Source organism: Paenibacillus turicensis, assembly GCF_017873435.1.
Classification (GTDB): Bacteria; Bacillota; Bacilli; order Paenibacillales; family Paenibacillaceae; genus Fontibacillus; species Fontibacillus turicensis.
This window is the reverse complement of record NZ_JAGGKG010000006.1, coordinates 131,343-156,060: the sequence shown is the minus strand read 5'-3', so window position 1 is coordinate 156,060 and position 24,718 is coordinate 131,343. Positions and strand designations below refer to the sequence as shown.

23 protein-coding genes and 2 tRNA genes are annotated in these 24,718 nt (G+C 38.4%); 13 read left to right on the top strand and 12 right to left on the bottom strand.

Going from position 1 to position 24,718, the window contains the following annotated elements; translation table 11 throughout:
* The first annotated feature begins 93 nt into the window (after nt 1–93).
* Both ybaK and J2Z32_RS08290 read left to right on the top strand, forming a co-directional pair.
* A complete protein-coding gene (ybaK, locus tag J2Z32_RS08295; protein WP_210088689.1) occupies nt 94–579 on the top strand; it encodes a Cys-tRNA(Pro) deacylase in 486 nt (161 codons plus the stop codon).
* A gap of 85 nt (nt 580–664) precedes the next feature.
* Nucleotides 665–1,285, top strand: a complete 621-nt coding sequence (locus tag J2Z32_RS08290) for a suppressor of fused domain protein (protein WP_210088746.1) — start codon at nt 665–667, stop codon at nt 1,283–1,285.
* A gap of 113 nt (nt 1,286–1,398) precedes the next feature.
* Here J2Z32_RS08290 and asnB read toward each other — a convergent pair whose 3' ends face one another.
* Entirely contained in the window at nt 1,399–3,243 is a 1,845-nt protein-coding gene (gene asnB / locus J2Z32_RS08285) for an asparagine synthase (glutamine-hydrolyzing) (protein ID WP_210088688.1), read from the bottom strand.
* A gap of 233 nt (nt 3,244–3,476) precedes the next feature.
* On the opposite strand from asnB, the gene J2Z32_RS08280 reads away from it, so the two are divergent.
* A tRNA-Arg gene (locus tag J2Z32_RS08280) sits at nt 3,477–3,550 on the top strand.
* Nucleotides 3,551–3,782: 232 nt separating this feature from the next.
* On the opposite strand, the gene J2Z32_RS08275 is transcribed toward J2Z32_RS08280, so the two are convergent.
* Nucleotides 3,783–4,883 (bottom strand): hypothetical protein, encoded by a 1,101-nt coding sequence (locus J2Z32_RS08275; protein ID WP_210088687.1) that lies wholly within the window; start codon nt 4,881–4,883, stop codon nt 3,783–3,785.
* 179 nt (nt 4,884–5,062) lie between these two features.
* Between J2Z32_RS08275 and J2Z32_RS08270 the strand changes: the two genes are divergently transcribed.
* Complete coding sequence (locus J2Z32_RS08270) at nt 5,063–5,518, top strand: hypothetical protein (RefSeq protein ID WP_210088686.1); 456 nt, start codon at nt 5,063–5,065, stop codon at nt 5,516–5,518.
* Nucleotides 5,519–5,609: 91 nt separating this feature from the next.
* Here J2Z32_RS08270 and J2Z32_RS08265 read toward each other — a convergent pair whose 3' ends face one another.
* Nucleotides 5,610–7,304: a M3 family oligoendopeptidase gene (locus tag J2Z32_RS08265; protein WP_210088685.1), complete on the bottom strand. Its 1,695-nt coding sequence runs from the start codon at nt 7,302–7,304 to the stop codon at nt 5,610–5,612.
* 199 nt (nt 7,305–7,503) lie between these two features.
* Complete coding sequence (locus J2Z32_RS08260) at nt 7,504–7,812, bottom strand: LysM peptidoglycan-binding domain-containing protein (RefSeq protein ID WP_210088684.1); 309 nt, start codon at nt 7,810–7,812, stop codon at nt 7,504–7,506.
* Nucleotides 7,813–7,987: 175 nt separating this feature from the next.
* On the opposite strand from J2Z32_RS08260, the gene J2Z32_RS08255 reads away from it, so the two are divergent.
* A complete protein-coding gene (locus J2Z32_RS08255) occupies nt 7,988–8,878 on the top strand; it encodes a hypothetical protein (RefSeq protein WP_210088683.1) in 891 nt (296 codons plus the stop codon).
* Between the two features lie 135 nt (nt 8,879–9,013).
* Here the strand turns inward: J2Z32_RS08255 and J2Z32_RS08250 are convergent, their stop codons facing one another.
* Both J2Z32_RS08250 and J2Z32_RS08245 read right to left on the bottom strand, forming a co-directional pair.
* Nucleotides 9,014–10,732 (bottom strand): proline--tRNA ligase, encoded by a 1,719-nt coding sequence (locus J2Z32_RS08250; protein WP_210088682.1) that lies wholly within the window; start codon nt 10,730–10,732, stop codon nt 9,014–9,016.
* A gap of 341 nt (nt 10,733–11,073) precedes the next feature.
* Nucleotides 11,074–11,451 (bottom strand): PilZ domain-containing protein, encoded by a 378-nt coding sequence (locus tag J2Z32_RS08245; protein ID WP_210088681.1) that lies wholly within the window; start codon nt 11,449–11,451, stop codon nt 11,074–11,076.
* Nucleotides 11,452–11,730: 279 nt separating this feature from the next.
* Here J2Z32_RS08245 and J2Z32_RS08240 point away from each other — a divergent pair, with 279 nt between their 5' ends.
* On the top strand, nt 11,731–12,669 hold the full coding sequence (locus J2Z32_RS08240; protein ID WP_245251326.1) for an L-lactate dehydrogenase: 939 nt from the start codon (nt 11,731–11,733) through the stop codon (nt 12,667–12,669).
* 9 nt (nt 12,670–12,678) lie between these two features.
* Here the strand turns inward: J2Z32_RS08240 and J2Z32_RS08235 are convergent, their stop codons facing one another.
* The 6 genes from J2Z32_RS08235 to J2Z32_RS08210 all read right to left on the bottom strand — a co-directional run bounded on the left by J2Z32_RS08235 (nt 12,679) and on the right by J2Z32_RS08210 (nt 16,491).
* The gene (locus tag J2Z32_RS08235) at nt 12,679–13,395 is read right to left on the bottom strand and encodes an ABC transporter permease (protein ID WP_210088679.1); all 717 of its coding nucleotides are present in this window, start codon (nt 13,393–13,395) and stop codon (nt 12,679–12,681) included.
* A 14-nt stretch (nt 13,396–13,409) separates the two neighbouring features.
* Nucleotides 13,410–14,168, bottom strand: a complete 759-nt coding sequence (locus tag J2Z32_RS08230; protein ID WP_210088678.1) for an ABC transporter ATP-binding protein — start codon at nt 14,166–14,168, stop codon at nt 13,410–13,412.
* A 96-nt stretch (nt 14,169–14,264) separates the two neighbouring features.
* On the bottom strand, nt 14,265–14,795 hold the full coding sequence (locus J2Z32_RS08225; RefSeq protein WP_280921116.1) for a PadR family transcriptional regulator: 531 nt from the start codon (nt 14,793–14,795) through the stop codon (nt 14,265–14,267).
* Nucleotides 14,796–14,958: 163 nt separating this feature from the next.
* Nucleotides 14,959–15,645 carry a hypothetical protein gene (locus tag J2Z32_RS08220; protein ID WP_210088677.1) on the bottom strand — a complete coding sequence of 229 codons (687 nt, stop codon included), beginning with the start codon at nt 15,643–15,645 and terminating at the stop codon, nt 14,959–14,961.
* Between the two features lie 207 nt (nt 15,646–15,852).
* Nucleotides 15,853–16,203 carry a VOC family protein gene (locus tag J2Z32_RS08215; protein WP_210088676.1) on the bottom strand — a complete coding sequence of 117 codons (351 nt, stop codon included), beginning with the start codon at nt 16,201–16,203 and terminating at the stop codon, nt 15,853–15,855.
* A gap of 214 nt (nt 16,204–16,417) precedes the next feature.
* Nucleotides 16,418–16,491 (bottom strand) — tRNA-Arg (locus J2Z32_RS08210).
* 323 nt (nt 16,492–16,814) lie between these two features.
* Here J2Z32_RS08210 and J2Z32_RS08205 point away from each other — a divergent pair.
* The 7 genes from J2Z32_RS08205 to J2Z32_RS08175 all read left to right on the top strand — a co-directional run bounded on the left by J2Z32_RS08205 (nt 16,815) and on the right by J2Z32_RS08175 (nt 24,550).
* Nucleotides 16,815–17,639, top strand: a complete 825-nt coding sequence (locus tag J2Z32_RS08205; protein ID WP_245251303.1) for a hypothetical protein — start codon at nt 16,815–16,817, stop codon at nt 17,637–17,639.
* A 187-nt stretch (nt 17,640–17,826) separates the two neighbouring features.
* Nucleotides 17,827–19,182, top strand: a complete 1,356-nt coding sequence (gene tig, locus J2Z32_RS08200) for a trigger factor (protein WP_210088674.1) — start codon at nt 17,827–17,829, stop codon at nt 19,180–19,182.
* Nucleotides 19,183–19,385: 203 nt separating this feature from the next.
* A complete protein-coding gene (clpP, locus tag J2Z32_RS08195; protein ID WP_210088673.1) occupies nt 19,386–19,976 on the top strand; it encodes an ATP-dependent Clp endopeptidase proteolytic subunit ClpP in 591 nt (196 codons plus the stop codon).
* Nucleotides 19,977–19,988: 12 nt separating this feature from the next.
* A complete protein-coding gene (gene clpX, locus J2Z32_RS08190; protein ID WP_210088672.1) occupies nt 19,989–21,254 on the top strand; it encodes an ATP-dependent protease ATP-binding subunit ClpX in 1,266 nt (421 codons plus the stop codon).
* A gap of 96 nt (nt 21,255–21,350) precedes the next feature.
* A complete protein-coding gene (ispG, locus tag J2Z32_RS08185) occupies nt 21,351–22,475 on the top strand; it encodes a flavodoxin-dependent (E)-4-hydroxy-3-methylbut-2-enyl-diphosphate synthase (RefSeq protein WP_210088671.1) in 1,125 nt (374 codons plus the stop codon).
* Between the two features lie 181 nt (nt 22,476–22,656).
* Complete coding sequence (locus J2Z32_RS08180; protein WP_210088670.1) at nt 22,657–23,493, top strand: helix-turn-helix domain-containing protein; 837 nt, start codon at nt 22,657–22,659, stop codon at nt 23,491–23,493.
* A gap of 133 nt (nt 23,494–23,626) precedes the next feature.
* Nucleotides 23,627–24,550: a hypothetical protein gene (locus tag J2Z32_RS08175; protein ID WP_210088669.1), complete on the top strand. Its 924-nt coding sequence runs from the start codon at nt 23,627–23,629 to the stop codon at nt 24,548–24,550.
* Nucleotides 24,551–24,718: the final 168 nt, after the last annotated feature.

The following is a 24,718-nucleotide window of genomic DNA, read 5'->3' as shown; positions in this document are numbered from 1 at the left end:
AAGCTGTATTAGAGCAAGTATTCCTTGCTACTAGTGCAGCTTCTTTATATTATGGACTTAACCTGTATTTATTGGAACAAAGGAGAAACGAGTATGGCGGTAGCAAAAACAAATGCAATGCGAATTTTAGATAAAGAAAAGCTTCCCTATGGGATGTTGTCCTATGAGACAGAGGATGGCAAAATAGATGGGGTTGCCGTAGCTGCCAAAATTGGCAGAGACGCTGGTATTGTGTATAAAACGTTAGTTGCACATGCAGGACAAAATTATTATGTCTTTGTCATCCCAGTTGAGCAAGAGCTTGACTTGAAGAAGGCTGCCAAGGCAGCAGGAGCAAAAAAAATAGAAATGTTGCCTGTCAAGGAACTGGTCAGTGTAACTGGTTATATTCGTGGTGGGTGCTCTCCAATTGGTATGAAAAAGCGTTACCCTACTTTTATCGCACAAATGGCGGAGGTTAAAGACACGATCATAGTGAGTGGGGGCAAAATTGGTGTGCAAATTGAGCTAGCTCCTCAAGTGTTATTATCCGTTGTTGATGGGCAATGGGCTGATTTAACATTTGATGAATCCGACTAGAATAGAGTCGGCAATCCAAAAAATCCTGTTTTTCCTATTAAGGACGAAGCAACGTTAAGAACAAGGATGAAAGGACGTGTATACCATGCGCACAGCATCAAGCAAAGAGGACATACTGGCGTTTGATATTCGAAGGACTATCATTTTAGGAGCCTATATTAAAGAATGGTCCATGCCAGAGTATAGAGTTACGCTTAGTTCGTTCAGTCAACCTGACAAAGGGACAAACATCGAAATATATTACTTTCCTGCACGTAGTGGCGGTAGCGGGAATGGTGTGGCAAGATTTGCGACGGTTGGCTTATCAGCGGCCCTTCGTGCTAATGGACAATGCGTGGGTACGGAATGGATGATGGCTTTGGTTGACGATCTTGGTGGGGAATCGATAGATGTCATATTTTCTTATGTAAGTGATCTGATCGCTCATCACATTGAAGTAGTCAATGATGACTTGATCCCAAGAGTGATGGAAGAAAGTCAACTTGCTCCTATAGGCTGGTCTACAAAAGCCTTTTTATTGGACGAGCTTAGAGGAGAAAGTGAAGAACTGGAGGAGATCGCAGTAGGCGATGAGGAGGTGCAATTGTTATGGGCGCTACCTATTACTACCCAGGAGGCGGCTCTGATTTTGTCCAAAGGCGTGGAAGCCTTTGACACCTATATGGAAGAGATTCAATATTCTATTATTGATCCCCGTCGCCCTTAAATGACACAATTAATAGCCGACTTGTGTGTTTTTCTCCTAAATATGGACGAAAAAAACTGCCTTGCACCTACATGCTGAGGCAGTTTTTACAGTACAATTCAATTTAACCGTACTTATTTTATCGTAACATGATACGTTTTTAGCCATTGATTCACTTGTGTTAAATAAGCAAATAACTGAGGGCCAGACATTAATTGTCCAAACCACGGTAAAAGAGAGCTGCTATCAGATGAAGTGGCTAACGTCTTAATCTTAGCTACATCTATAAGAGGTAAAATCGGTGAGGAAGGCTCCTCAAGTACTTGTAATAGCTGTCCTTTTACTGCCTCTAAATAAGCGGGATTGTGTGTTTTTGGATAAGGACTTTTTTTACGATACAATACATCCTCTGGTAAAATCCCTTCTAAAGCGAGACGTAAAATTCCTTTTTCACGATCCCCAGTTGCCTTAATATGCCAAGGAATATTCCATACATATTGTACTAAGCGATGATCACAAAAAGGAACGCGAACCTCAAGCCCTGCCGCCATACTCATGCGATCCTTCCGATCCAGTAATGTGGGCATAAAGCGTGTAATGTTAATATACGACATATTACGCATGAGTATTTCATCCTCAGTTTCCCCTTCAAGTTTTGGCACTTCACTTATCGCTTCTTCATAACGTTGCTTCATATATTGCTTTGGTGCTAAAAAGTCAGCAATGTCTGGACTAAGCAAGCTAGCTCGGAAGTCACCCGCTACTGCCCATGGGAAAGTTCCAGCATTCAGTAATTCCTCACGGTGAAACCAAGGATACCCGCCAAAAACCTCATCTGCTGCCTCCCCGGATATCGCTACGGTTGCATGTTTTTTTATTTCCTTACAAAAGAGGAGGAGGGATGCATCCACATCTGCCATGCCTGGTAAATCACGTGCTAACGTAGCCGGTGCTAAAGCATCTACAAGCTCAGGGGTATCAAATGAAATGTTATGGTGTGCGGTACCAAGTTCTTTAACCATTCTTTTAATCCAAGGTGCATCGGCACCAGGCTGATAGCTATGCGCTGTAAAAAATTTATCATTGTCAACGTAATCTACGGAAAAGGTGTGTACTTGACCTTGCCCTGTACGTTTATAGTAATCTACAGCAAGTGCAGTTAATGCACTAGAATCTAACCCACCAGATAACAGGGTACAGACAGGTACATCTGAAATAAGCTGCCGATCCATTGTATCCTGAAGCAACGCTCGAATTTTGGAAGCCGTCTCTGGGATCGAGTCGGTGTGAGGAAGTGCTTCAAGCCGCCAATAGCAATTAATACGCAAGCCATCTCGATTCCAAATCATCGTATGTCCTGGCTTTAGCTCATGTATTTGTTCAAACACACCATGTCCAGGTGTACGAGCAGGTCCTAGCAGCATAATTTCTGCTAAACCTTCCCGCTTGATTACTGGCTTTACCTTCGGATGTTGTAGCACTGATTTTAACTCGGAGCCAAAAATAAGTGTACCTTCGATTTCGCTATAAAAGAGTGGCTTTACCCCTAACCGATCTCTAGCAAAAAATACATGCTCCCGTACACTATCCCAAATTCCAAACGCAAAAATTCCATTTAGCTTACTAACACAATCAGGACCCCATTCCATATAAGCTTGGAGAAGTACTTCTGTGTCACAGGTTGTTTTGAAATGACGTCCACGTTCAATTAAAGCCTGCTTTAGTTCGGGCGCATTATAAATTTCACCGTTATAAACGATGGCAAAGGTCGTATCCTCCTCCTGAATAATCATCGGTTGAGCACCATTTTCAGGGTCCATCACACTTAATCTACGATGTCCAAAAGCACAAGGAAGCTGAATCCATGTCCCTGCAGCATCTGGCCCACGTGGTGCTAAGCAAGCAGTCATATTTTCAAGTATTTTCATATCTTGATGTAAATCATTATTCCAATCTATAAAACCTGTAATTCCACACATGTAGGTTTTCTCCTCTCTGTTACACACTCATCTCTTATTGCAAACTCTTATTCAAAACGCTGCCCTAAACGTAATAACAGATTATGCGAGGGGAGAGAAAGGGATGTTTGAAGAATGTGATTAAAAGTTTGCATAGATAGGCACATCCACGCCCATACCAAAATAATCCTTTCAAAATAATGAGGAATAAGGTATAATAAAAAACGCGTTCTTTTTTTATTACATATAACCATGTCCCAGTAGCTCAGCTGGATAGAGCAACGGCCTTCTAAGCCGTCGGTCAGGGGTTCGAATCCCTTCTGGGACGTAAAAAGACTCTCCGTTAGGAGAGTTTTTCGTATTCCAGCAGGGATGACGAACCCCCTCGTTCGTCGGAGCAAAAATGCCAAACGCAGTGGCAGAAGGAGCGGAGTCTCGCACCGGAGTGCGAGTATCCCTTCTGGGACGTAAAAAGACTCTCCGTCAGGAGAGTCTTTGTCGTATTCCAGCAGGGATGATGAACCCCCTCGTTCGTCGGAGCATAAATGCTATCCCCCTATTTAACTTTGAGCTAAATAATAGCTACGATTCTCTTCGTTAAAATAAGCAATAATATGCTCATATTGCATAATATCAATCTGATGTATCCACAAGATCCTTTGCATAAAAATTGTATCCCCAAACATTTTATTTACAATTTTCCCACACGATGAAGGTTCATTTTGCAACGACTTTACCATCTCTTCACATGCCTCAAGCTCAAAATAAAATATGTAACAAACGATATTCTGAAGCAACACATCAAAGCAAAATTGAGCATAAGGAGAAGTATCATTTCTATGAAGAAATGACTTAATGATAGACCAAAGCTGATCCTTATTACTGTTATACATGTCTAACATCAAATTCACATCATTAATCAGAGCAATTATATCCTCTAATCCATCACCATGAGGTAAATACAGTGGGCCTGAATTTCCCTCAATAGCTTGAAGCAAAGCGAGACTAAGATTTTTACATGCCTCAATTTCTTCTTCTGAAATGCCAATCTTTTCATTGTATTGAAGGAGATTATTTTTATAATAGTCATGATATTCTGCAAAATAAGATTTTAAAGAAATTGTTGATTTCGTATGCACAAGATGAGAGCCGTCCAACCCTTGAAAGGAGCAGGAATACAACGTTTCCTCATTAACAGGGTGTGCGTACAAATAAAAAAACCAAAAGAAATCTCTTAATTGCTGTTGTTGCTCTATTGATAAAGCAGTTAGTTTAGTCACATGGGTAAGCTGTAAAAATGCAAAGTTTTTCATAAAATCATTCATCTTGTTATATCCATTAATATTACTAATAGATGTGGTGCTGTTTATCGTAAATAACAAATAAAATAAAGTTTGCTCATCATAAACGTCAAGCTGATTAAAGGCATTAGCAAGTACAGGCTTCAAATGGGGATTTGTGCTGTAATTTGGATCAGGAGGCTGTAAATCATAGGTCCAGTTCACGAAGGGTTGTTCGGGATGTTTTTTGAAAAATAAAACAGTTTCTCCGTCCTCTAATTCACCAAACTCAAATTCCGTCAATGCTGTCAAAGGTACTCGCTTAATCCCTCTATAAAACTTTAAATTTATATATTCATTGTAAAATGGTTGAAGCTTCATGTGTTTCCCTCCATACAACTATAATAAAATAGTTTAATTTGAAAATAGATGAATGTCTTTAATTGGAATCAAAAGGGTACTTTAGACTGATAGATTATGGCTTTTTTGAATCGTTATACTAGACTAGTCTGTTTTCATATATAAAAAATGAGTAAAATGAAATAGGGAGATGGAAAAGGTTGGAGAATACAATTAATATTATTGCAGGTGTGCTTGGTGTTTATTTTTTAATTGGAATGATGATGTTTTTTAATTATTTGTATTTCAAAAAAGGAAGTCTTAAGAAGTCAATTCTACATATTTTTATATCTGTTGCCTTATTATCTGGACTTGTATTTGTATACATAAACCAAAATAAATTTGTGGATTCTACTACTCCAGTGATTCCAGGGACATTTACAGCAGAAATGAAGGAAACACTAGATACTAAAAAACCTCATGAGTTAGAGCTCAATGATGTAGGGCAAATTGCCATGTTATCCTACTATAAGTGGGAAAAGGAAAATGAAGCTTATTTAGATAAAGTAAAGGATTATTATATTTATTATCATTTGAATGTCAGCAAAGGAAAAACAAAGGAAGAGCTTTCTAAGGAATTTGACCAAGCACGAGTAGCTGCAAATATGGCAAAATAAACAGCACTTTACTCCAATCGGTTAACTTAATATTGAACCTAAAAAGGCGTGGAAACTTATACAAGTTCCACGTCTTTTTAAAAGATATAGATTATAAAGCTTGATCGTCAATCGCATTTAACCAGTTCGTAATATCCTTAATTACGTTGTGAATTGTACCATCCTCAAATGGAGATTGAAGGCCTGCGAGCTCCACCAAGTTCAAGAAAGACAAGCTACCGCCAGCTTTACATAAATTATAATAGTCTTGCCACGCTTGCTCAAAGTTTTCCTTTGATTTTTTCCAAAATTGGAGTGCGCATAATTGTGCTAAGGTGTAATCAATGTAATAAAATGGTGTGGTATAAATATGGCTTTGCTTTTGCCAGAATCCACCTTGCTCTAGATAAGTTAGTCCATCATAGTCACGATGAGGCAAATATTTTTGTTCTAGTTCACGCCAATATTGCTTGCGCTCTGCTGGGGTAGCTTCGGGATGGCTATAAACGACGTGCTGAAACTCATCAACCAATACACCATAAGGAATAAATTCAAGTGCGCCTGCTAAGTGACTGAAACGGTATTTATCCGCATCCTCCTCAAAAAATAACTCCATCCAAGGCCATGCAAAAAACTCCATACTCATTGAATGAATTTCCGCAGCATCTGAGGTTGGAAATGCATATTCAGGTACAGGTAGTGAGACAGTTTGATACACTTGAAAGGCATGACCTACCTCATGAGTTAATACGTCTACATCCTCATAAGTTCCATTAAAATTAGAAAAAATAAATGGCACTTTTTGCTTAAATAAATATGTACAATAGCCGCCAGCTTGCTTGCCCTTTTTACTAACTAAGTCCATTAATTCATTTTGCTGCATAAAGCTGAAAAACTTATCAGTTTCAGGTGACATTTCTTTATACATTTTTGCCCCATTGGCGATAATTTGTTCTGGTGTTCCTTTTGGAGTTGCATTCCCCGTCGTATATTTAAAGTCATCATCAAAATGTTTTAGTGTGTCCATTTGCAGACGTTTCGCTTGACGTTTTTTCAAGCTTTGGCATACAGGAACAATTTCCTCGACGACCTGTCTTCGGAAATTAGCAACCATCTCCGCGTTATAATCTGTTCTTAGCATTCGATCATAACCTAATTCTACAAAGCTAGGATAACCAAGCTTGTGTGCAATACGTGTACGTACCCCCACTAGCTCATCATAAATGCGATCTAGCTCATCCTCGTGTTGTGCCATGAAATGAAATCTGGCTTCAGAAGCCCGCTTACGCATGTCACGATCTGTAGACAACTGGAAAGGGGTCAGCTGGGATAAATTCCGCTCTTCACCTTCAAATGGAATTTTTGCAGAAGCAATAAGCTGGGAATATTGTGTACAAAGTTTATTTTCAAGCTGTAACTCCTCAATAATTTCAGGACTAAAGGTACGAAGCATCTTCTCAGCGATGTTAAAAAATTGTTTGCCCCAAGCTTCCTCAAGACCTTCTCTAAATGGTGAATCCACCATCACCTTATAAAATTTTGAGAAATACTCTTGAATGATGGGATCATTTTCATCCATATAATCTTTTTCAGCCTTATAAAATTCATCTTCTGTATTGATGGAATGGCGTATGCTCACGAGCGTTTGCGAATTATTAAATTCCATACGTAGCTCATTAAGGTCTTCAGCTACCTTTTTTTGTTTTTCAAATGTGTCCGCCTGATTCATCTCTTCAAATAAAGCGTTGAATTTTTCCTTTAGTAGCTCTACATTTGGACGTTCATAAGCATATTCACTGAATTTCATGGGATCACCCTCCATAATCATTTCTTAACTTAATAAAATAAATAGTACATCGTGAAGTGCTGAGTTGTCCAATTATAACCAATATAAAAAGGAGGTCATAGGGTATAACACCTTTTGATCTCCTTAAAAATTGCTTTTATTCCTGCTCAATCTTTGCCTAGTGCAACTCGAAATTTCCCGCTATATCCAATGATTTTAATTAGCTTGGAATCTTTAGTACCATGCCAGGGAAAATGACATTAGGGTTTTTAATGTTGTTTAACTGAGCGATAGCTTGCCATGTTGTGCCATATTGCGCAGCAATGCTGCTTAATGTTTCACCTTGCTGTACAACATGTTGCTGCACTGGCATTGGCATCGGTGTGGACATAGGAATGGTTAGAACCTGGCCTACATAAATGGTGTAAGGTGCAGTAATGCCATTAGCTCTAGCGATTTCCATCCAATTCACATTATAGTATTGACCAATCGAATATAAGGACTCACCAGGTCGAACTGTGTGTGTCATATCATTATTTCCTCCTTAGAAATGGTTAGGTATGTGTCTACATAACAATGTATGCACGTGGCAAAAGGAGGTTACAGTTTTATACAGTAAATTTTATGTTTGATAATCTAATTGACAATGATAATTATTATCAATTAAGATAGTACTAATCATTGGGAGATAGGATGGGGATAAAATGAAAGACTCAAGAAATCGTGATGGTTCTGGTTCTGAAATATTGAATTTTTCCTCTATTAAATTAATAAATAATCATACACTTGTAGCTGCCCCATTAGGTAGAGGTTTAGTAAAACGCACGATTCACTCAGACTGGGAGCCGATGATGGAGGGGTTACCTGAAGGGACTTTGATTAACCGTCTTCATGTGGAGCGTGATCAATTATTTGCTTCTACCAATGAAGGATTATATATGTGGAAAAATGGGGAATGGATTTTTAAAGGATTAGTATTAGATTGTCATCAATTTCGGATTCGAGAAGGCGGCATGTTAGCTGCCACTTCTTGTGGGTTGTGGCGGTTAGATTTAGCAGAGGAAGCCTATGGGCCAGAGGATATGTTAGTAGGCCAACATACATCTATACATGGGGCAGAGGGGCAGGGACATCAGGGGAATTGGGAGATGATTATTCGTACCTCCTCCGTCTTGTACGATTTTTTATTTCTACGAAAATATATTGTGATGGCGCTTGGAAAAGGCTTATCCCTATACAATCGTTATACACGTAGATGGCTAGATTGTGATTTTGGTTATGCAGTGACTAGTGTTGCGACTAGTAAAAACCATGTACTTGGAACAACAGATAAAGGTGAGCTTGTAGTTGTTGATTTGGAGGGAAACTGCGATCGGTTTCATTTTGATGATATTTTTATTTTTGCGATTGTCCCGTCTGGGGATCAATTGTATGTGTGTACAGATCGTGGCTTATATAAGATTGTATATTGGGGAGGGAAAAAACCAAACTTGGTATCGGTTTCCTTAGGCTCCCATGTAACAGATATCGATTATGACGGCAAAAATTTATATATGGCAACCTTATTTGAAGGTGTCAAAATAGTTGAAAGGTAATAAAAAGGAAGTAACCAACCGTAGAGTTTATTCTACTGATTCTAGTACACTGGTTCCAGTACATAAACTAGGAGCGGATTACTTCCTTCTTTCTCAGAATACTTAATTTACTTTGTTTTTGATCTGTTACTATATCTACGATTTTTTTAACAAGCTTGTAGCATAATCTATTGCTTGATCTAGCGAAATATTATGTTTAATATGGCTACTTCGCTCTTTGACCTCAACATATGCAACTTCATTTGTAATCCCTTTGCCAACAATGACTTGCACAGGAATACCAATTAAATCTGCATCCTTGAATTTAATGCCTGGACGTTCATCTCGATCGTCTAATAACGTTTCAATCCCTCTCACCTGTAGCTGGTCATAAAGCTGCTCAGCCACTTTCATTTGTGCTTCATCTTTAATAGAGATAGGGATGATATGAATTTGAAATGGAGCGATAGCAGCGGGCCAAATGATACCATGCTCATCATGGGCTTGTTCAACAATGGCAGCGATTAGTCGAGATACACCAATGCCGTAACATCCCATAATAAGATGCTTCCTCTGTCCCTCTGCATCCATAACAGTTGCGTCAAAAGCCTTACTGTATTTATCCCCTAATTTAAAAATGTGCCCAATTTCAATTCCTCGCTCTAACCTTAATTTACTATCCGAATGTGGGCTAAGGTCGCCTTGTACAACATTACGAAAATCCCCAATCTGCTGAACCACAAAGTCTATACCTGGCTTAACATATCGAAGATGGTAATCACATTCATTTGCACCCGTGATTGCATTGGACATAGTCAAAATTTCTTGATCAACTAGCAGTGGGATGCTTAATCCAACTGGACCTGCAAAGCCAACAGGTGCACCTGTAACCTCCTTTACGATGTTTTCATCTGCTAGCAGCAATGAAGTGCAGCAAAGTGAATTTTGTACCTTAATCTCATTTACCTCTCGATCCCCACGGATTAACACAGCAACTGGTTTATCATCTGCAACGTAAATTAACGTTTTAATAAAGCTAGAGGCAGGTTCATCTAGAGCTTCGGTTAGTTGTGTAATCGAATGTAGAGAAGGGGTATGGAACTTTTCAATGTTAAGATTAGGGTCATGTATTGGCGGTTTGTGCTCTGATCCAAGCCTGACCTCTGCCTTTTCGATATTGGATGCAAATGTACCATCCTCACTTATTGCAATGATATCCTCTCCAACTGGAGACAATGCCATAAATTCATGCGAGCCACCTTCTCCACCCATTGCCCCAGCGTCTGCCTCCACGCTACGAAAATTTAAACCACAGCGATTAAAAATGTTATTATAGGCCTGATGGATTTGCTCATAAAATGTATTTAAGCTCTCCCATTCTGTGTGGAACGAATAAGCATCCATCATGATGAATTCACGCACACGTAGAAGACCTGAGCGAGGTCTTTTTTCATCTCTATATTTATTACCAATTTGATATATCGTAAAAGGGAACTGACGATAGGAGCTAAATTCATTTTGAATTAAAGTAGTTATCACTTCTTCATGTGTTGGACCTAATGTAAAATCACGTTCATGTCGATCTTTGAAGGTAATTAATTCTGAGCCATATACAGAATATCTGCCTGAGTTGTGGAATAGGTCTGTAGGTTGCATTACAGGCATCAGTGTTTGTTGTGCACCTACTTTATCTAGCTCTTTAGTTATGATCGTAATGATGTTGTTTAAAACCCGATAAGCTAGTGGCAGGTAACTATAAACCCCTGCTGCTAGCCCTCTAATGAAGCCAGCTCTAAGCAAAAGCTGGTGGCTTGCTGTTTCTGCTTCTGTCGGCGTCTCTCTTAGGGTTGGCATAACGAAATGGCGTTGTTTCATTTTGGATTCCTCCTAAATTTTCTTGTTAATTTTGTGAAGGTTGAAAATAAAAACAAAAAGACACATTCGTCAAGGGACGAATGTGTCGTGGTACCACCCTCATTTGTTCTTAAAGTTGATAACGGAACGAACCGGTGACTATTAACTGTCACTGCTAGCTAAGTAGGACACTTTTGCTTCCGATGTGAAGCCTTTCAGCCAAGGGCTTCTTCTCTGTGCATGGGGATACAAAATGTATGGCTTAACGTTATAATACATTTTCCTAATATAGTTGTGTAAGATTATAACGTAATTTCAATAAATGTCCATACCTAAGTGTCCCATCTCATACCTCATTATATTTACAGCACCACAATTTTGCGTTCAGCCGCTAATTTCCGCAACTCAATCTGGATTTTCTCCTGCAGCTCCTCAGAAATTAAAAATTCAATTCCATAACTTAATGCTTCATTGTCTAGAGCTTTTTGCCATTTAATCTCTCCTTTAAATATGTAGGAGGTATGATTTAATTCAATATGTATGTTGACCAAAATTTGATAAAGGTTAGCTTTTAAATCTAAGACCGAATGAATACGACAGCCTGCCTTATTAATATCGATCATTTGTACGTCCGCGGGTTTACTAGCTACAAATGCTCCGTTGATACCTATTATTTGAAGCTTGCAAGGCACAGGAGGTGTCATAGAATAGCGAAAAGGTACTTTACGTTTTGTTGTCACGTGAATGACCTCCAAGATGTAGTAAAAAATTCAAGTTATATTTATCATCGTCAGGTAGCTTTAAAATCATAAATAATTTTAAGTATATAAATTAATTGTTATATAATCTAACATGAAATGTTCTTATTTGAATTTTTTATTGCATTTATAAATTGAAAATGATAAAAATAAATATGGAATTGTAAGTCGATGACACAATATCTAACATATACTTATAATAAAGATACATTTAATGGATGGGCTAAGTTCACGATTGAAAAATGGAAGGTGGAGATAGCATTGGGGAAAACGACGAGAAAGGTTGCCATTGTAGGTGCGGGAATTGTGGGTGCAGGTTGTGCCTATGCCATGATTAATCAAGCGATTTGTGATGAAATTATGATGATTGATCGCACATACGAACGCGCCGTTGCACAAGCATTAGATTTGTCTCATTGTATGGATTTTACCTCTACTAGAACTAAAGTTTCAGCAGGTCGCCTAGAGGATTGCCGTGATATGGACGTTGTCATTATTACAGCCGGTGCGAATCCAAAGCCAGGTCAGACACGTATGGACTTGCTTGAGGATGCAAGAATGATCACAGAAGATCTAGTTCGAAAAATAATGTCAGGTGGTTTTGACGGAATATTTGTAGTCGCCTCTAATCCTGTTGATGTTGTGACGTATATTGTAAAAGAGATATCTGGGTTCCCTCGTCATCGTGTTATCGGTACGGGGACTTCGATTGATACCTCCCGCCTAAAAACGTTATTATCTGAACTGTTTTCAATTGATCCCCGTAGTGTCCATGGTTATGCACTTGGAGAACATGGAGAATCACAGTTTGTTGCTTGGTCTCATGTGACGATTGGTGGTAAGCCCCTCCTGCATATCCTCGAGCAGCACAAAGATCGATTTAGTCATGTGAATTTAGACGAGATTGCACAAAAAACGAAGGATGCAGGATGGGAGATTTTTACGAAAAAAGGGAACACTCAATTTGGCATCGGGAATGCCCTTGCTTATATTACACGTTCCATCTTAAATGACGAGCATCGTATCATTGCGGTATCGGCAATTTTAGATGGAGAATATGGGTGGAACAATGTGTGTGTAGGTGTGCCAGCAATTATAGGTGAAGGCGGCATTAAAGAAATTATTGAACTACACCTCAATGAAGAAGAAAAAATGAAGTTATCACAATCCTGTAAAGTAATTCAGAAAGGGATTGCCTAACTGAAGGAATTAACTTTCTCTATATTTAAATGTAATAATTGAAAGAACTAAGGCGACAACACAGCAGAGACACAACAATAACAAGCTCGTAAAATAGGATTGCCAATCTAAAGATAACGAACTTCGTAAGCCATTTACAAACCATTGGAATGGATTGTAGTGGCTTATTTTTTGTATCCATAATGGGGCACCATTTAAGGAATAAAAAGCGCTGCTACAAAGCATAAGTGGGAGTGTTAAAATATTTGTAATTATACTAATATTCCCCTCGGTTTTACTTATCGCTGAGATACAAAAGCTGAAAAATACATATCCAATTGCACCGATTATCATCATTGGAACAAGCATGAGGATAGAGAGGAAAGATAATTGGATTCCAAGCCAATACACGCCAGTCGCAACTAACATAAGTCCACAAGCTACTGAAATGAGTGTCCAAGCACTTGAGATACTAAAAATATAGCTAAATAACGTCATTGGAGTTACACGAAGTAAATTGTAAACCCCTCTACGGCGATGTCCTAATACGGTATAGGAGGTGGTCATTAAACAATAAAATAAAATGCTGACTGCCATCATGCCTGTTAAAATTACCTGAGTGTAAGCAGGTGTTTGAATATATAGCGATAAGCCAGCGGTAGCACCAATCGGTAATAAAATAGACCAAAATAATAAATATGGATCACGAAGTGCTGATTTTAAAGTAAGCTTAAATACTGTGTTCATCCAGATTGCCTCCTCTAATTTAATAGTTTTTTTGCAGTTTGATTGTCATGATTAAAGCTTGGTTCCGTTAATTGAAGATATAGCGCTTCTAAATGATCCACATTGTACTGCTCCACTAAAACATGAGGTTCCCCTTCTGCCACAATTTTCCCCTCGTGCATGAGAATGATTCGATCTGCAATACGTGCTACCTCCTCCATATCATGAGAGGAAAATATAACAGTACTCTGATTTGATGCTAAATCTCTAATTAAAGCTCTAATCTCATGACGCGCTCTGGGATCAAGTCCTGCGGCAGGTTCATCTAATACAATCAACTCTGGATTGTGCAAGGTGGTAACGGCAATCGCAAGGCGTTTCTGTTGTCCACCTGATAATGCAATTGCAGGGGTTTTTCTAGCTTCTAGCAGATTACATAGCTCTAGTGTGTTACGAATATCCTCTTTAGACAACTTAACATGATACATAGCTGCAAATAATGCTAAATTCTCCTCTGCTGTATATCCCTCGAAAAAAGGTGTGGATTGTAGCTGAACCCCAACATATGCTTGGAAATTCTCTCTCCAAGTTGTGATCGAGCCAGAGTCGGGCTGAATGATACCTAACAGCAACGCTAAGGTTGTGGATTTACCAGCACCGTTAGTACCAATTAATGCAACAACTTCTCCTTGTTTAATGGTGAAGCTGATTCCTTTAACAACCTCGCGCCCTTTGAAAGATTTGTACAGCTTATTTACTTGAATTAAATCATTTGAATCAATTAACTTATTCATGTAAACACCCCTTATTCACTTTATTCTATTTTGTATATTCAAATTTGAATATTGGTTTATTTTTTTCTCCCCCTAAATCATTCAGAGGGAGAAGCGTTAATTTTCCGAGTCCAATAAATCAATTGCTTTTTGTACGAAGCTTTGTTGCTGTGAGATCACATTAAGCATATGATCCATCATGAGATGTACCATGGGAGGGACGTTATTGTTCATCGCTTTGTTTTTAGCCTCTAAACCATGCTTCATAGCTTCAAATTCTTGTTTCAGTGTATTTTTATGATTTTCTAAAGCCTGGATACATTCTTCCCGAGGCAACTGCTGATAAAACGATAAAGCAGCATATAACGAAGAAGGATAAGCGACGTTACTTCCTGTTATCGTCTCAGAAACTAAACTTTTTAAATATGCCCTACCTTGGTCTGTAATTTCATATATTGCTTTTTGGCGATGCCCCGTCTGTTCGATACTAGCAATCTTAATATGACCTTCTTGCTCCATCTTTTTTAGAGCGTGATAGATAGAACCGATTAAAACACCACTCCAGCGCTCAGCATCTGTCATTAGCAATGTCTGCCCAATATCGTAACCTGACATAGGCCCATGCTCGAGAATTCCTAATACCAGCAATCGAGTCAGTGTATACTCACCTCCGAATACTCAACTTTGAGTATGTTCTTGTAATGATATTATATTTAACTGCTCATACATTTGCAATAGTTAAATTTATCAGCTTTTAATTAACAAATAAAAGAAAAAACAAGTACAAAGGAGTTATTCCTCATGTACTTGTTTACGATTCAAAATAAATAACCATCGTAACAATGGCAGTTTCATTATTTAATGCCTCTGCTTTAAAGCCATGCTCAAACCACTCATTTGCGGATTTGGTTAAATATTTACCACTCCATGGATCGTACATCGTATAAGAGTTGTCAGGATTTTTATTTGTAATGACATAGGAATGTGCTTTTCTTGATAATGAAAACGCATCTGCGATTACCCACTTGTTATTAGCTAACTGGTCGTCGATATATTTTTGCCTAGTTGAACTGCTTTTAAATAAATTCCTCTGCCAATCCCCAAAGGATTTGACCTCCGCACCGGTTAACGCAGATAAAGCTGTCATTTTGTTTTTCCCATTTCCACCTACATTATCATGTCCACTTTGTTGAATTTCTTTAGTAGCAAACGTATGCACAATGTATTCTTGAACGGGGTCAACCGTGTATTTCTTTGTAGTTTCATTATAGGCTGAATATTGTATTCGAATGCCGTTTTGCTGATTGTATGGCTTGTAGTCTGCTGGAAGCATGAATGGATGATAATTTAAAGCCACCATTTTTACCGCAGACGCCCAACACCACATTGACTTATTTTGTACCCATGGATCAGGGGAGGGAGCTGCATATGTGGTTGTATGTATAAGGTTAGTAAGCATGATGAAGCCGAGTAAAAGTGTAACAATTTTTTTAGTCATACTAGCCCTTTCTAAAAGAGAAATTTGTTATAAAAGAAACGATAACATATAACATATTGGAGCTATTATTTACGGTTAACTTGAAAAATATCCTAAAAGCAATTGTTGTGCTAAAGATTGATTCCTTGATTCAAAACAGCCGAAAAAACTCCCCAGAAGGAGAGTTTTAGTGTAATGGTAGTAGAATTCCAACATATACTCATATGCTTACTGTTTAGGAAACGACCTAAAAGTAATTAAATTATGATCAGGATCTAAAAAACTCATGTTTTTAGCACCCCACGGTCTTAAAGTAGGAGGTTCAATAATCTTGACACCTAATACTTTTAATCTCTCAAACTCAACATCAACATCTTCAACTGTAAACGCGATACAAATCTTGTGGGGGTTACTTTTTCGCTCTTTTCCATCATTATAAACAGTTAATGTTGTTTCCTCTGATATAATAAATTGATGAACATCATCATTGCTACCGTTGTCGATATTAAACAACTGTTTATAGAAATTTGATAATGTAATAACATCACTCGTTAATAAGCATACTTCTCCTACTTTCATTCAACATCCTCCTAATGTAAGCAATTGAGATGACTTAATAAGGTTTGAAATGCTTGAATGCTTGGAAGTCTGACTATATAGAATAATCTTTGAATGTATTATACCCCAATTTATTATATAAAAAGATAGGCATTTATGCTCCGACGAACGAGGGGGTTCATCATCACCTTCTGGAATACGCAAAAACTCTCCTAATAAGGAGAGTCTCTTTTAACGTCCCAGAAGGGATTCGAACCCCTGACCGACGGCTTAGAAGGCCGTTGCTCTATCCAGCTGAGCTACTGGGACATATTAAAATCACGTTTTTTTCGCGCAAAACATACTATATCATATGGACGACTCATATGCAAGGGAAAAATGAAGAATTGATTTTGAACTAATTTATACGTATTATCACCTTGAATAAAGTCTATGCTATAATCTAGAATTGATTAATAAAAATTTGAGTGTTTGTCAAACACTGATTTCAAGATTGAGCCATAAGCATAAAAACATGATTATATATGATGATCATAGGATAAGGAGGTGCTCACATCAGCCAATCGGATAAAAAAAATCAGGTCGTTTTGTTTCCTAAAACGTTAGATTATTATCAAATTGAATTGACACGGATGCTAGAAACAGAACGTTATAGCGAAGCTATGGATCTTCTGTCTTTTTTGCTTTCCTGTGAAGGACAAGATCCAAAGCACTATGAAGAATGGCAATCTTTACTAGAATGGTTGATGAGTGCATTTCCCCAGTCCGAGTCTAATCAAATGCAAGAGGAAACTGAGGATGAGGAACTGTTTGTCAGAAAGCATATTGAACAGAAACTACATGAAGACCCTAATTATGGTGAAAAACTGCTGGATACAGTTATTAATCAACCGATGTCGGAGCGTAGCTTACTAGCATTAGAGCAGCTTGCTTTTGTTGATTTACCCCAAATTGATGATGCACTATTAAATTGGATTTCCAATGAAGAATTACATCCTTTACTACAGTTTAGGGTCATCCAAATATTGGCGAGAAGAGGGAATAAAGAAAGTTTCTATGTAAAGCGTGGCAAGGAAAACGTAGAAATTCAGTTCAAGGATGTTCCATTGAAAACCAATCTATTTCCTTATCCAATTCAAGCTGTGTTAGAGCGGGTTGAGGAGCAAGCTGCAATTCATAATCCAACGTTATTTTATTTTGCCCAGGAGCTATGGTACCAATTTATCATGAGTATCTATGGAACTGTAAATTATAAGACGATTTTGAAAGAAGACGATACGGAATTGGATATATGGGCGGGAGCCCTACATGCGGTTGTGTCTAAGCACCTGCCAGACGGGAATAAGCAAGATGAGGAAATTAGAGTTCAATACGGTATTACAGATCATTTTCGATTACGCTTTGAACAGGCCTGTCGAGCAATTGAACAATTTGTAGCTTTAGGAATTAGTCTTTAAAAATAAGATAAGGCTAAATTAAGCAATTTGCCTTGCTCTTGTAAAAACATTGGTTGTTGTTTATAATATAGTGGTTATTCTTATCGTGTAATGAAGTCAGCTATACTGTAACCTTGATAGCTGCTTGATCGCGATTTTGGGTTCAGTATATTAAGTATATAGTGAAATTTGGAGGGGAAAGCATAAAATGAAAGCAACATGGGAAAAAATAGAGAAGAACCTTGGTGTTCTTGAAGTTGAAGTAGAAGCAGATCGCGTAGCTGCTGCACTTGATAAAGCATTTCAAAAAGTGGCTAAAAAGGTTAACGTACCAGGATTCCGTAAAGGTAAAGTACCTCGGTCCATTTTTGAATCTCGTTTTGGTGTAGAAAGCTTGTACCAAGATGCAATTGATATTTTGTTACCTGAAGTTTACTCAGAAGCAATCGAACAACAAGATATTTTCCCAGTAGATCGTCCAGATGTTGACATCGAGCAATTTGCTAAGGGTGAGTCTTTTAAATTCAAAGCTAAAGTAACTGTTAAGCCAGAAGTAACACTTGGCGATTACAAAGGGATCGAAGTTCCTGCTGTAAACAGCGAAGTAACTGACGAAGAATTAACAAGTGAGCTTGAGCGCTTACAGCAACGTCATGCAGAGCTTGTTGTGATTGACGACGAAGCTGCTGTAAATGGCGATACTGTTGTCATTGACTTTGACGGATATGTAGATGGCGAACAATTTGAAGGCGGTAAAGCAGAGCGTTATTCTCTTGAACTAGGAAGCAACTCCTTTATCCCTGGCTTTGAAGATCAAGTTGTAGGTTTAGCTACAGGCGACTTTAAAGATGTTGTCGTTACTTTCCCTGAAACTTATCATGCTGAAAACTTAGCTGGTAAAGAAGCAACCTTCAAAGTAAAACTTCACGAAATCAAACGCAAACAACTTCCTGCACTTGACGATGAGTTTGCTAAAGATGTAAGTGAATTCGATACATTGGACGAGTTTAAAGAAGATTTGAAAAAACAAATCGCTGACCGTAAAGAAAAAGAAGCATTAGCTGCTCGTGAAGGTATCGTTGTAGATCGTGTTGGAGAAAATGCTGAGGTAGAAATTCCTGAAGCAATGGTACAAGGCGAAATCAAAAATATGGTTCGCGACTTCGACAATCGTCTTCATGCTCAAGGTATGAGCTTGGATATGTTCTTGAACTTCTCTGGACAAACATTAGAAGATCTTCAAGATCAAATGAAGGGTGATGCTCAAAAACGCGTTCGCAACAACCTTGTGTTAGAGCAAATTGCTAAAACAGAAGGCATCGAAGCAACACAAGAGGAAATTGACAAAGAAGTTTCTGATATGGCTGAAGCTTACAAACGTTCTCCAGAAGAAATTCGTCAAATCTTGGCTTCTAACGGTTCATTAGGAAGCTTGAACGAAGATGTTCAACTTCGTAAAGCAATTAAATTCTTAGTTGAAAACAGCAAAGAAATTGCTGCTGACGAATATGAAGCAAAATATGCTAAAAAAGAAGAAGTAAAAGAAGAAACTCCAGCAGAATAAGACAGCTTTCACAGAAGGATTACATCTAAGGCACGTAGAATTGTTTGCGTGCCTTGATTTCTATCCACCACATTACATATATTTCCAGCTAAATTAACCGCATGGCATTTTTTAATTGAAGTCGCTTTAAAAATGACATGCGTGTGTGAACATGATAAAATAATGATAAGTGCATATATTGATAAGGAAAAGAGGTTGAACCTATGAGTCTAATCCCTATGGTTGTAGAACAAACAAATAGAGGAGAACGATCCTACGATATATATTCTAGACTACTTGCTGACAGAATTATTTTCTTAAGTGGTCCAATTGATGATGAGGTTGCTAACCTAGTGGTAGCGCAACTCCTTTTTTTAACAGCCGAAGATCCTAAGAAGGACATTCACCTATATATTAATTCACCTGGCGGTTCTGTTACAGCTGGAATGGCTATTTATGATACAATGCAATATATCGGTCCTGATGTCTCTACAATTTGTGTTGGAATGGCTGCTAGTATGGGGTCGCTTTTGCTGACAGCAGGTGCACCTGGCAAACGCTTTGCGCTTCCTAACAGTGAAGTTATGATTCACCAGCCGCTTGGTGGTGTACGTGGGCAAGCGTCTGATATTAAAATCCACACGGATTGGATTATTAGAACAAGAGAAATTTTGAATGGAATCTATGTTGAAAGAACGGGTCAACCCCTTGAAAAAATTCAACGTGATACAGACCGCGACTTTTTCATGAGTGCGGAAGAGGCTAAAAATTATGGAATCATCGATCAGGTGATTGAGAAGCCGATCAATTCATAAAGGGGTGTATATATGTTTAAGTTTAACGATGAAAAAGGGCAGTTAAAGTGTTCCTTCTGTGGCAAATCTCAAGATCAGGTACGTAAGCTTGTTGCGGGTCCTGGTGTTTATATATGTGATGAATGTATTGAGCTTTGCTCAGAAATCGTTGAAGAGGAATTAGGGCATGAGGAAGATCTTGATTTAAAAGAAATTCCTAAACCAAAAGAAATTCGCGATATTCTAGATCAATATGTTATTGGTCAAGATCAAGCGAAGAAGGCATTATCCGTTGCAGTGTATAATCACTATAAACGTGTCAATACAGGAAGCAAAATTGAAGATGTCGAGCTGCAAAAGAGTAACATCCTGTTGCTTGGACCTACAGGTTCTGGTAAAACATGGATAGTTCAAACGATGGCTAAGATTTTAAATGTACCGTTTGCGATTGCAGATGCTACCTCCTTAACCGAAGCGGGTTATGTGGGTGAGGATGTTGAAAATATTTTATTAAAGCTCATCCAAGCTGCGGATTATGATGTAGAAAAAGCAGAGCGTGGTATCATCTATATTGATGAGATTGATAAGGTTGCTCGTAAATCTGAAAACCCTTCGATCACACGTGATGTTTCAGGTGAAGGGGTTCAGCAAGCTTTGCTGAAAATCTTAGAAGGAACGGTTGCATCCGTACCTCCTCAGGGGGGGCGTAAGCACCCGCACCAAGAGTTCATTCAAATTGACACGACCAATATTTTATTTATCTGTGGCGGAGCATTTGATGGTCTAGAGCAAATGATTAAACGTCGTGTTGGTAAAAAGGTGATAGGCTTTAATGCAGCAACAGACAGCCAAAAGGAATTAAAGCCAGGTGAATATCTCTCCAAGGTGCTTCCTGAAGACTTAGTGAAATTTGGGTTGATTCCTGAGTTTGTGGGTCGTCTACCTGTGATTTCTACGTTAGATCCATTGGATGAAGAGACACTGGTACGTATTTTGCATGAGCCTAAAAATGCATTAGTAAAACAATATCAGAAGCTTTTAGAGCTTGATAATGTGACACTAGAATTTGAACCACAAGCGCTTGAGGCGATTGCAAGAGAAGCGATTAAGCGTAATACCGGTGCACGTGGTTTGCGGGCGATCATTGAAGGCATTATGCTTGATGTGATGTATGAGGTGCCTTCACGTGAGGATGTTACGGATTGCGTCATTACGCAAAAGGTTGTTGAAGAAAAAATAGTGCCAGAACTTGGTTCAAATAAACCAAATAAATCAAAGAAACAAGAAGAGAGTGCATAATTTAAAATAACTGCACACTTTAAATCCATTCTCCACTTTTGCAAAGGAAAGTATGATTTGCAAGGGTGGAGATTTGGTGTTAGGGGGAGATCTGACATGACATTTTTGAGACAAGATACACGACCAGTTAAAGTGGGAAACTTAACAATTGGTGGCAGCAATGAAGTGATCATTCAGAGTATGTGTACAACCAAAACTGCAGATGTGGAAGCAACTGTAGCTGAAATTTTGCGGTTAGAAGAAGCCGGTTGTCAACTTGTGCGCGTAACTGTCAATAATGAAGAAGCGGCAGCTGCAATTAAAGAAATCAAAAAAAGAATTAACATTCCACTTGTTGCGGACATTCATTTCAATTACAAGCTAGCATTGTTGGCGATTGAAAATGGCATTGATAAGGTACGCATTAACCCTGGTAACATCGGGAAGCGTGAACGTGTTGAAGCTGTAGTGAAGGCATGTAAAGAACGTAACATTCCAATTCGTATTGGTGTAAATGCAGGTTCGTTAGAAAATCATTTACTTGAAAAATACGGTTATCCTACACCTGAAGCGATGGTTGAAAGTGCGCTTTATCATATTAAAATTTTAGAAGATCTTGATTTCCATGATATTATCGTTTCGTTAAAAGCGTCAGATGTACCGATGGCGATTGCTGCCTATTCTAAAGCTGCGGAAGTCATCCCTTACCCACTGCACCTTGGGATTACAGAAGCAGGTACACTGTTTACAGGAACAGTGAAAAGTGCAGCAGGAATCGGTGCGCTCCTAACAATGGGCATTGGATCTACACTACGGATTTCTTTAAGTGCTGATCCTGTCGAGGAAGTAAAGGTGGCTCGCGAGCTTCTCAAAACGTTTGGATTGATAACAAATGCAGCGACATTGGTGTCCTGTCCAACTTGTGGTCGTTTAGATATCGATTTATTTTCATTAGCTAATGAGGTTGAGGAATACATTTCTAAGCTTAAAGTACCAATTAAGGTTTCTGTCCTTGGATGTGCTGTAAATGGTCCTGGTGAAGCAAGAGAAGCGGATATTGGGATTGCAGGTGCAAGAGGCGAAGGATTATTATTCCGCTACGGAAAAATGATCCGCAAAGTGCCTGAAGCTGAATTGCTGTCAGAGCTTAAGAAGGAAATCGATCATATTGTTGAGGTTTATGAGGCAACTGGAGAAATTCCAGGTCGTAAAGAACATCATAATGCGAATCAGCCATCATAATTAGGTTATTTAATAAATCATATTTTGGCCGTATGTTTTAAGCCAGTAAGTTATACATGTAATACAAAATACAAGCCGCATACTGATTTTATCAGTTGTGGCTTTTTTTATAGAGTCCTAAAATGTATGTATGTTAAGGATTGAGATAAAGATACAATAAAAGTGGAAGGGGAGAAATGTGATGAGCCTAAAAAATGATCTACATAAAATGTACATGCCTTTGACGGCTAATCCTCTTTCATTTGATGCTACATATACGGAAATCGTTCCTAGCGATGCTTTAAAGCCCTATATTCGCTGCTTTTGGGGCTCTCAGACAACTAACATCAATTTTACAGATCGAAGCTTAGTTACACCTGATACTTGTATGGATATCATTATAAATGTGAATTATTCAAAAAATGGAGTTCAATCTGTATTCTGTGGAATTAACGATCAACCGTTTGTAAGCCAAGCTGAGGCTACGACAGACATCATTTCAACCTTTGCTATTCGTTTTTATGCGTGGGCAGTTCCTTTATTTTCTTCAAACGATATGAAGAACGTCTCTAATATATTTTGTAATAGTGAACACTACTTCTCTACACTTACTGCGAAGCTAGAACGTATGGTGTGGTTGTTTCCAGATTTAATGAAGCGAGCTGAGCAAGCGGAACTCTTTTTGTTAGAAGAGCTGAATTTAAATCGAGTAAATATAAATGTGATGAATGCAGTTTATACAATGCTAAAAAGTATGGGGAATATCCAAATGGCTGATTTATCCCAGTATACAAGTATAAGCCCACGTCAGCTAGAACGGTTGTTTAAAATACATATTGGCATGCCACCTAAAAAACTTGCAAGTCTAATTCGTTACCAAAATCTGTGGAGTGAACTTCTACGCCAGCCTCATGTAAACATTCAGGATTTGGTTCATAAATATGGCTATACAGATCAAGCGCATATGTTAAACGATTTTAAAAGGTTTCATACCATGACAGTGTCAGAAGCAAAGGAATATGCTTGGCAAAGAAAATAAAGGCTCATGTCGCTTTTTTACAATCCTTGTTTATACAATCGATCATATAATTAAAATCATAAACAATGCTTCAATGTTACTATCAATCAACAACTACCAGAAAGAAAAAAATATAAAAAAGGATGTGCTTTCCTTGGATATGATCAATAAAGAAACAAGAACATGGATGTATCGTAATGCTAGACCTGTTGATTTTGCGAGATATCAGTTTCATTTTGAGAATGGGAGCCAGCAGGCTGTTCTAGATGCACTTGCCATGTACCAAAATGAGGATGGTGGATTTGGACATGCTCTAGAAGCGGATAGCTGGAACCCCCAGTCAGCACCCATTCAGACATGGACGGCCATGGAGCTTTTAAAGGAAATTGGATATACAGAGTCTTCTCACCCTATTATTCAAGGTATTTTGAAATATTTAGCGAGTGGCAGTGACTTTAATGGACATTGCTGGGCGAACGCGATACCTACGAATAATGATTATCCCCATGCACCATGGTGGACTGCGGATGAGCAAAGCGCGGAAGCGATTGGGTATAATCCAACGGCATATTTTGCAGGTTTTATTTTAGCTTATGCTGATTCAGATAGTGAGCTATACCAGCTTGGAGCAAAAATTGCGCAAGAAGCAGTCGCCCATTTTTTAGCCCAGCAGGAGCCAATCGAAATGCACGTGATAAGCTGTTACATTGGCTTGTTTGAATATTGTACAGCAGTAGGGATTAATAACAAATATTTTGATCTTACAGCATTAAAGGACAAGCTTGAGCAAGAGATTGTGGGTGCAGTAACGGCAGATACTGCACAATGGGAAACTAACTACGTTTGCAAACCGTCCAATTTGATTAAATCACCAAATAGTAGCTTTTATCCTGTCATTAAAGAGCTTGCCCAATATGAGACAAAGTTTATATTAAAGCAACAAAATGAGGATGGCACTTGGTCTGTTGTATGGGATTGGCAAGGTTATGAGGAACATTGGCCTGTTGCTAAAGTTTGGTGGCAAGGTGATATTATTGTGAAAAACTTGCTTTATTTGCGGGCTTTTAAGTCGAATTGAATCAGTACCTGACCACTACTAGAGTGTGGTAGCTACGATCCAGAGAGTTCTTGCGATTGTTGTTAAAATCATATTCCTTGTATTGAAGTATATTTATGGGTGGAATTTGATTTTAAGAGACAACCTTCAGAATCTCTCTGTCTCTTCGCTAACTTAGGTTGGTGGTCA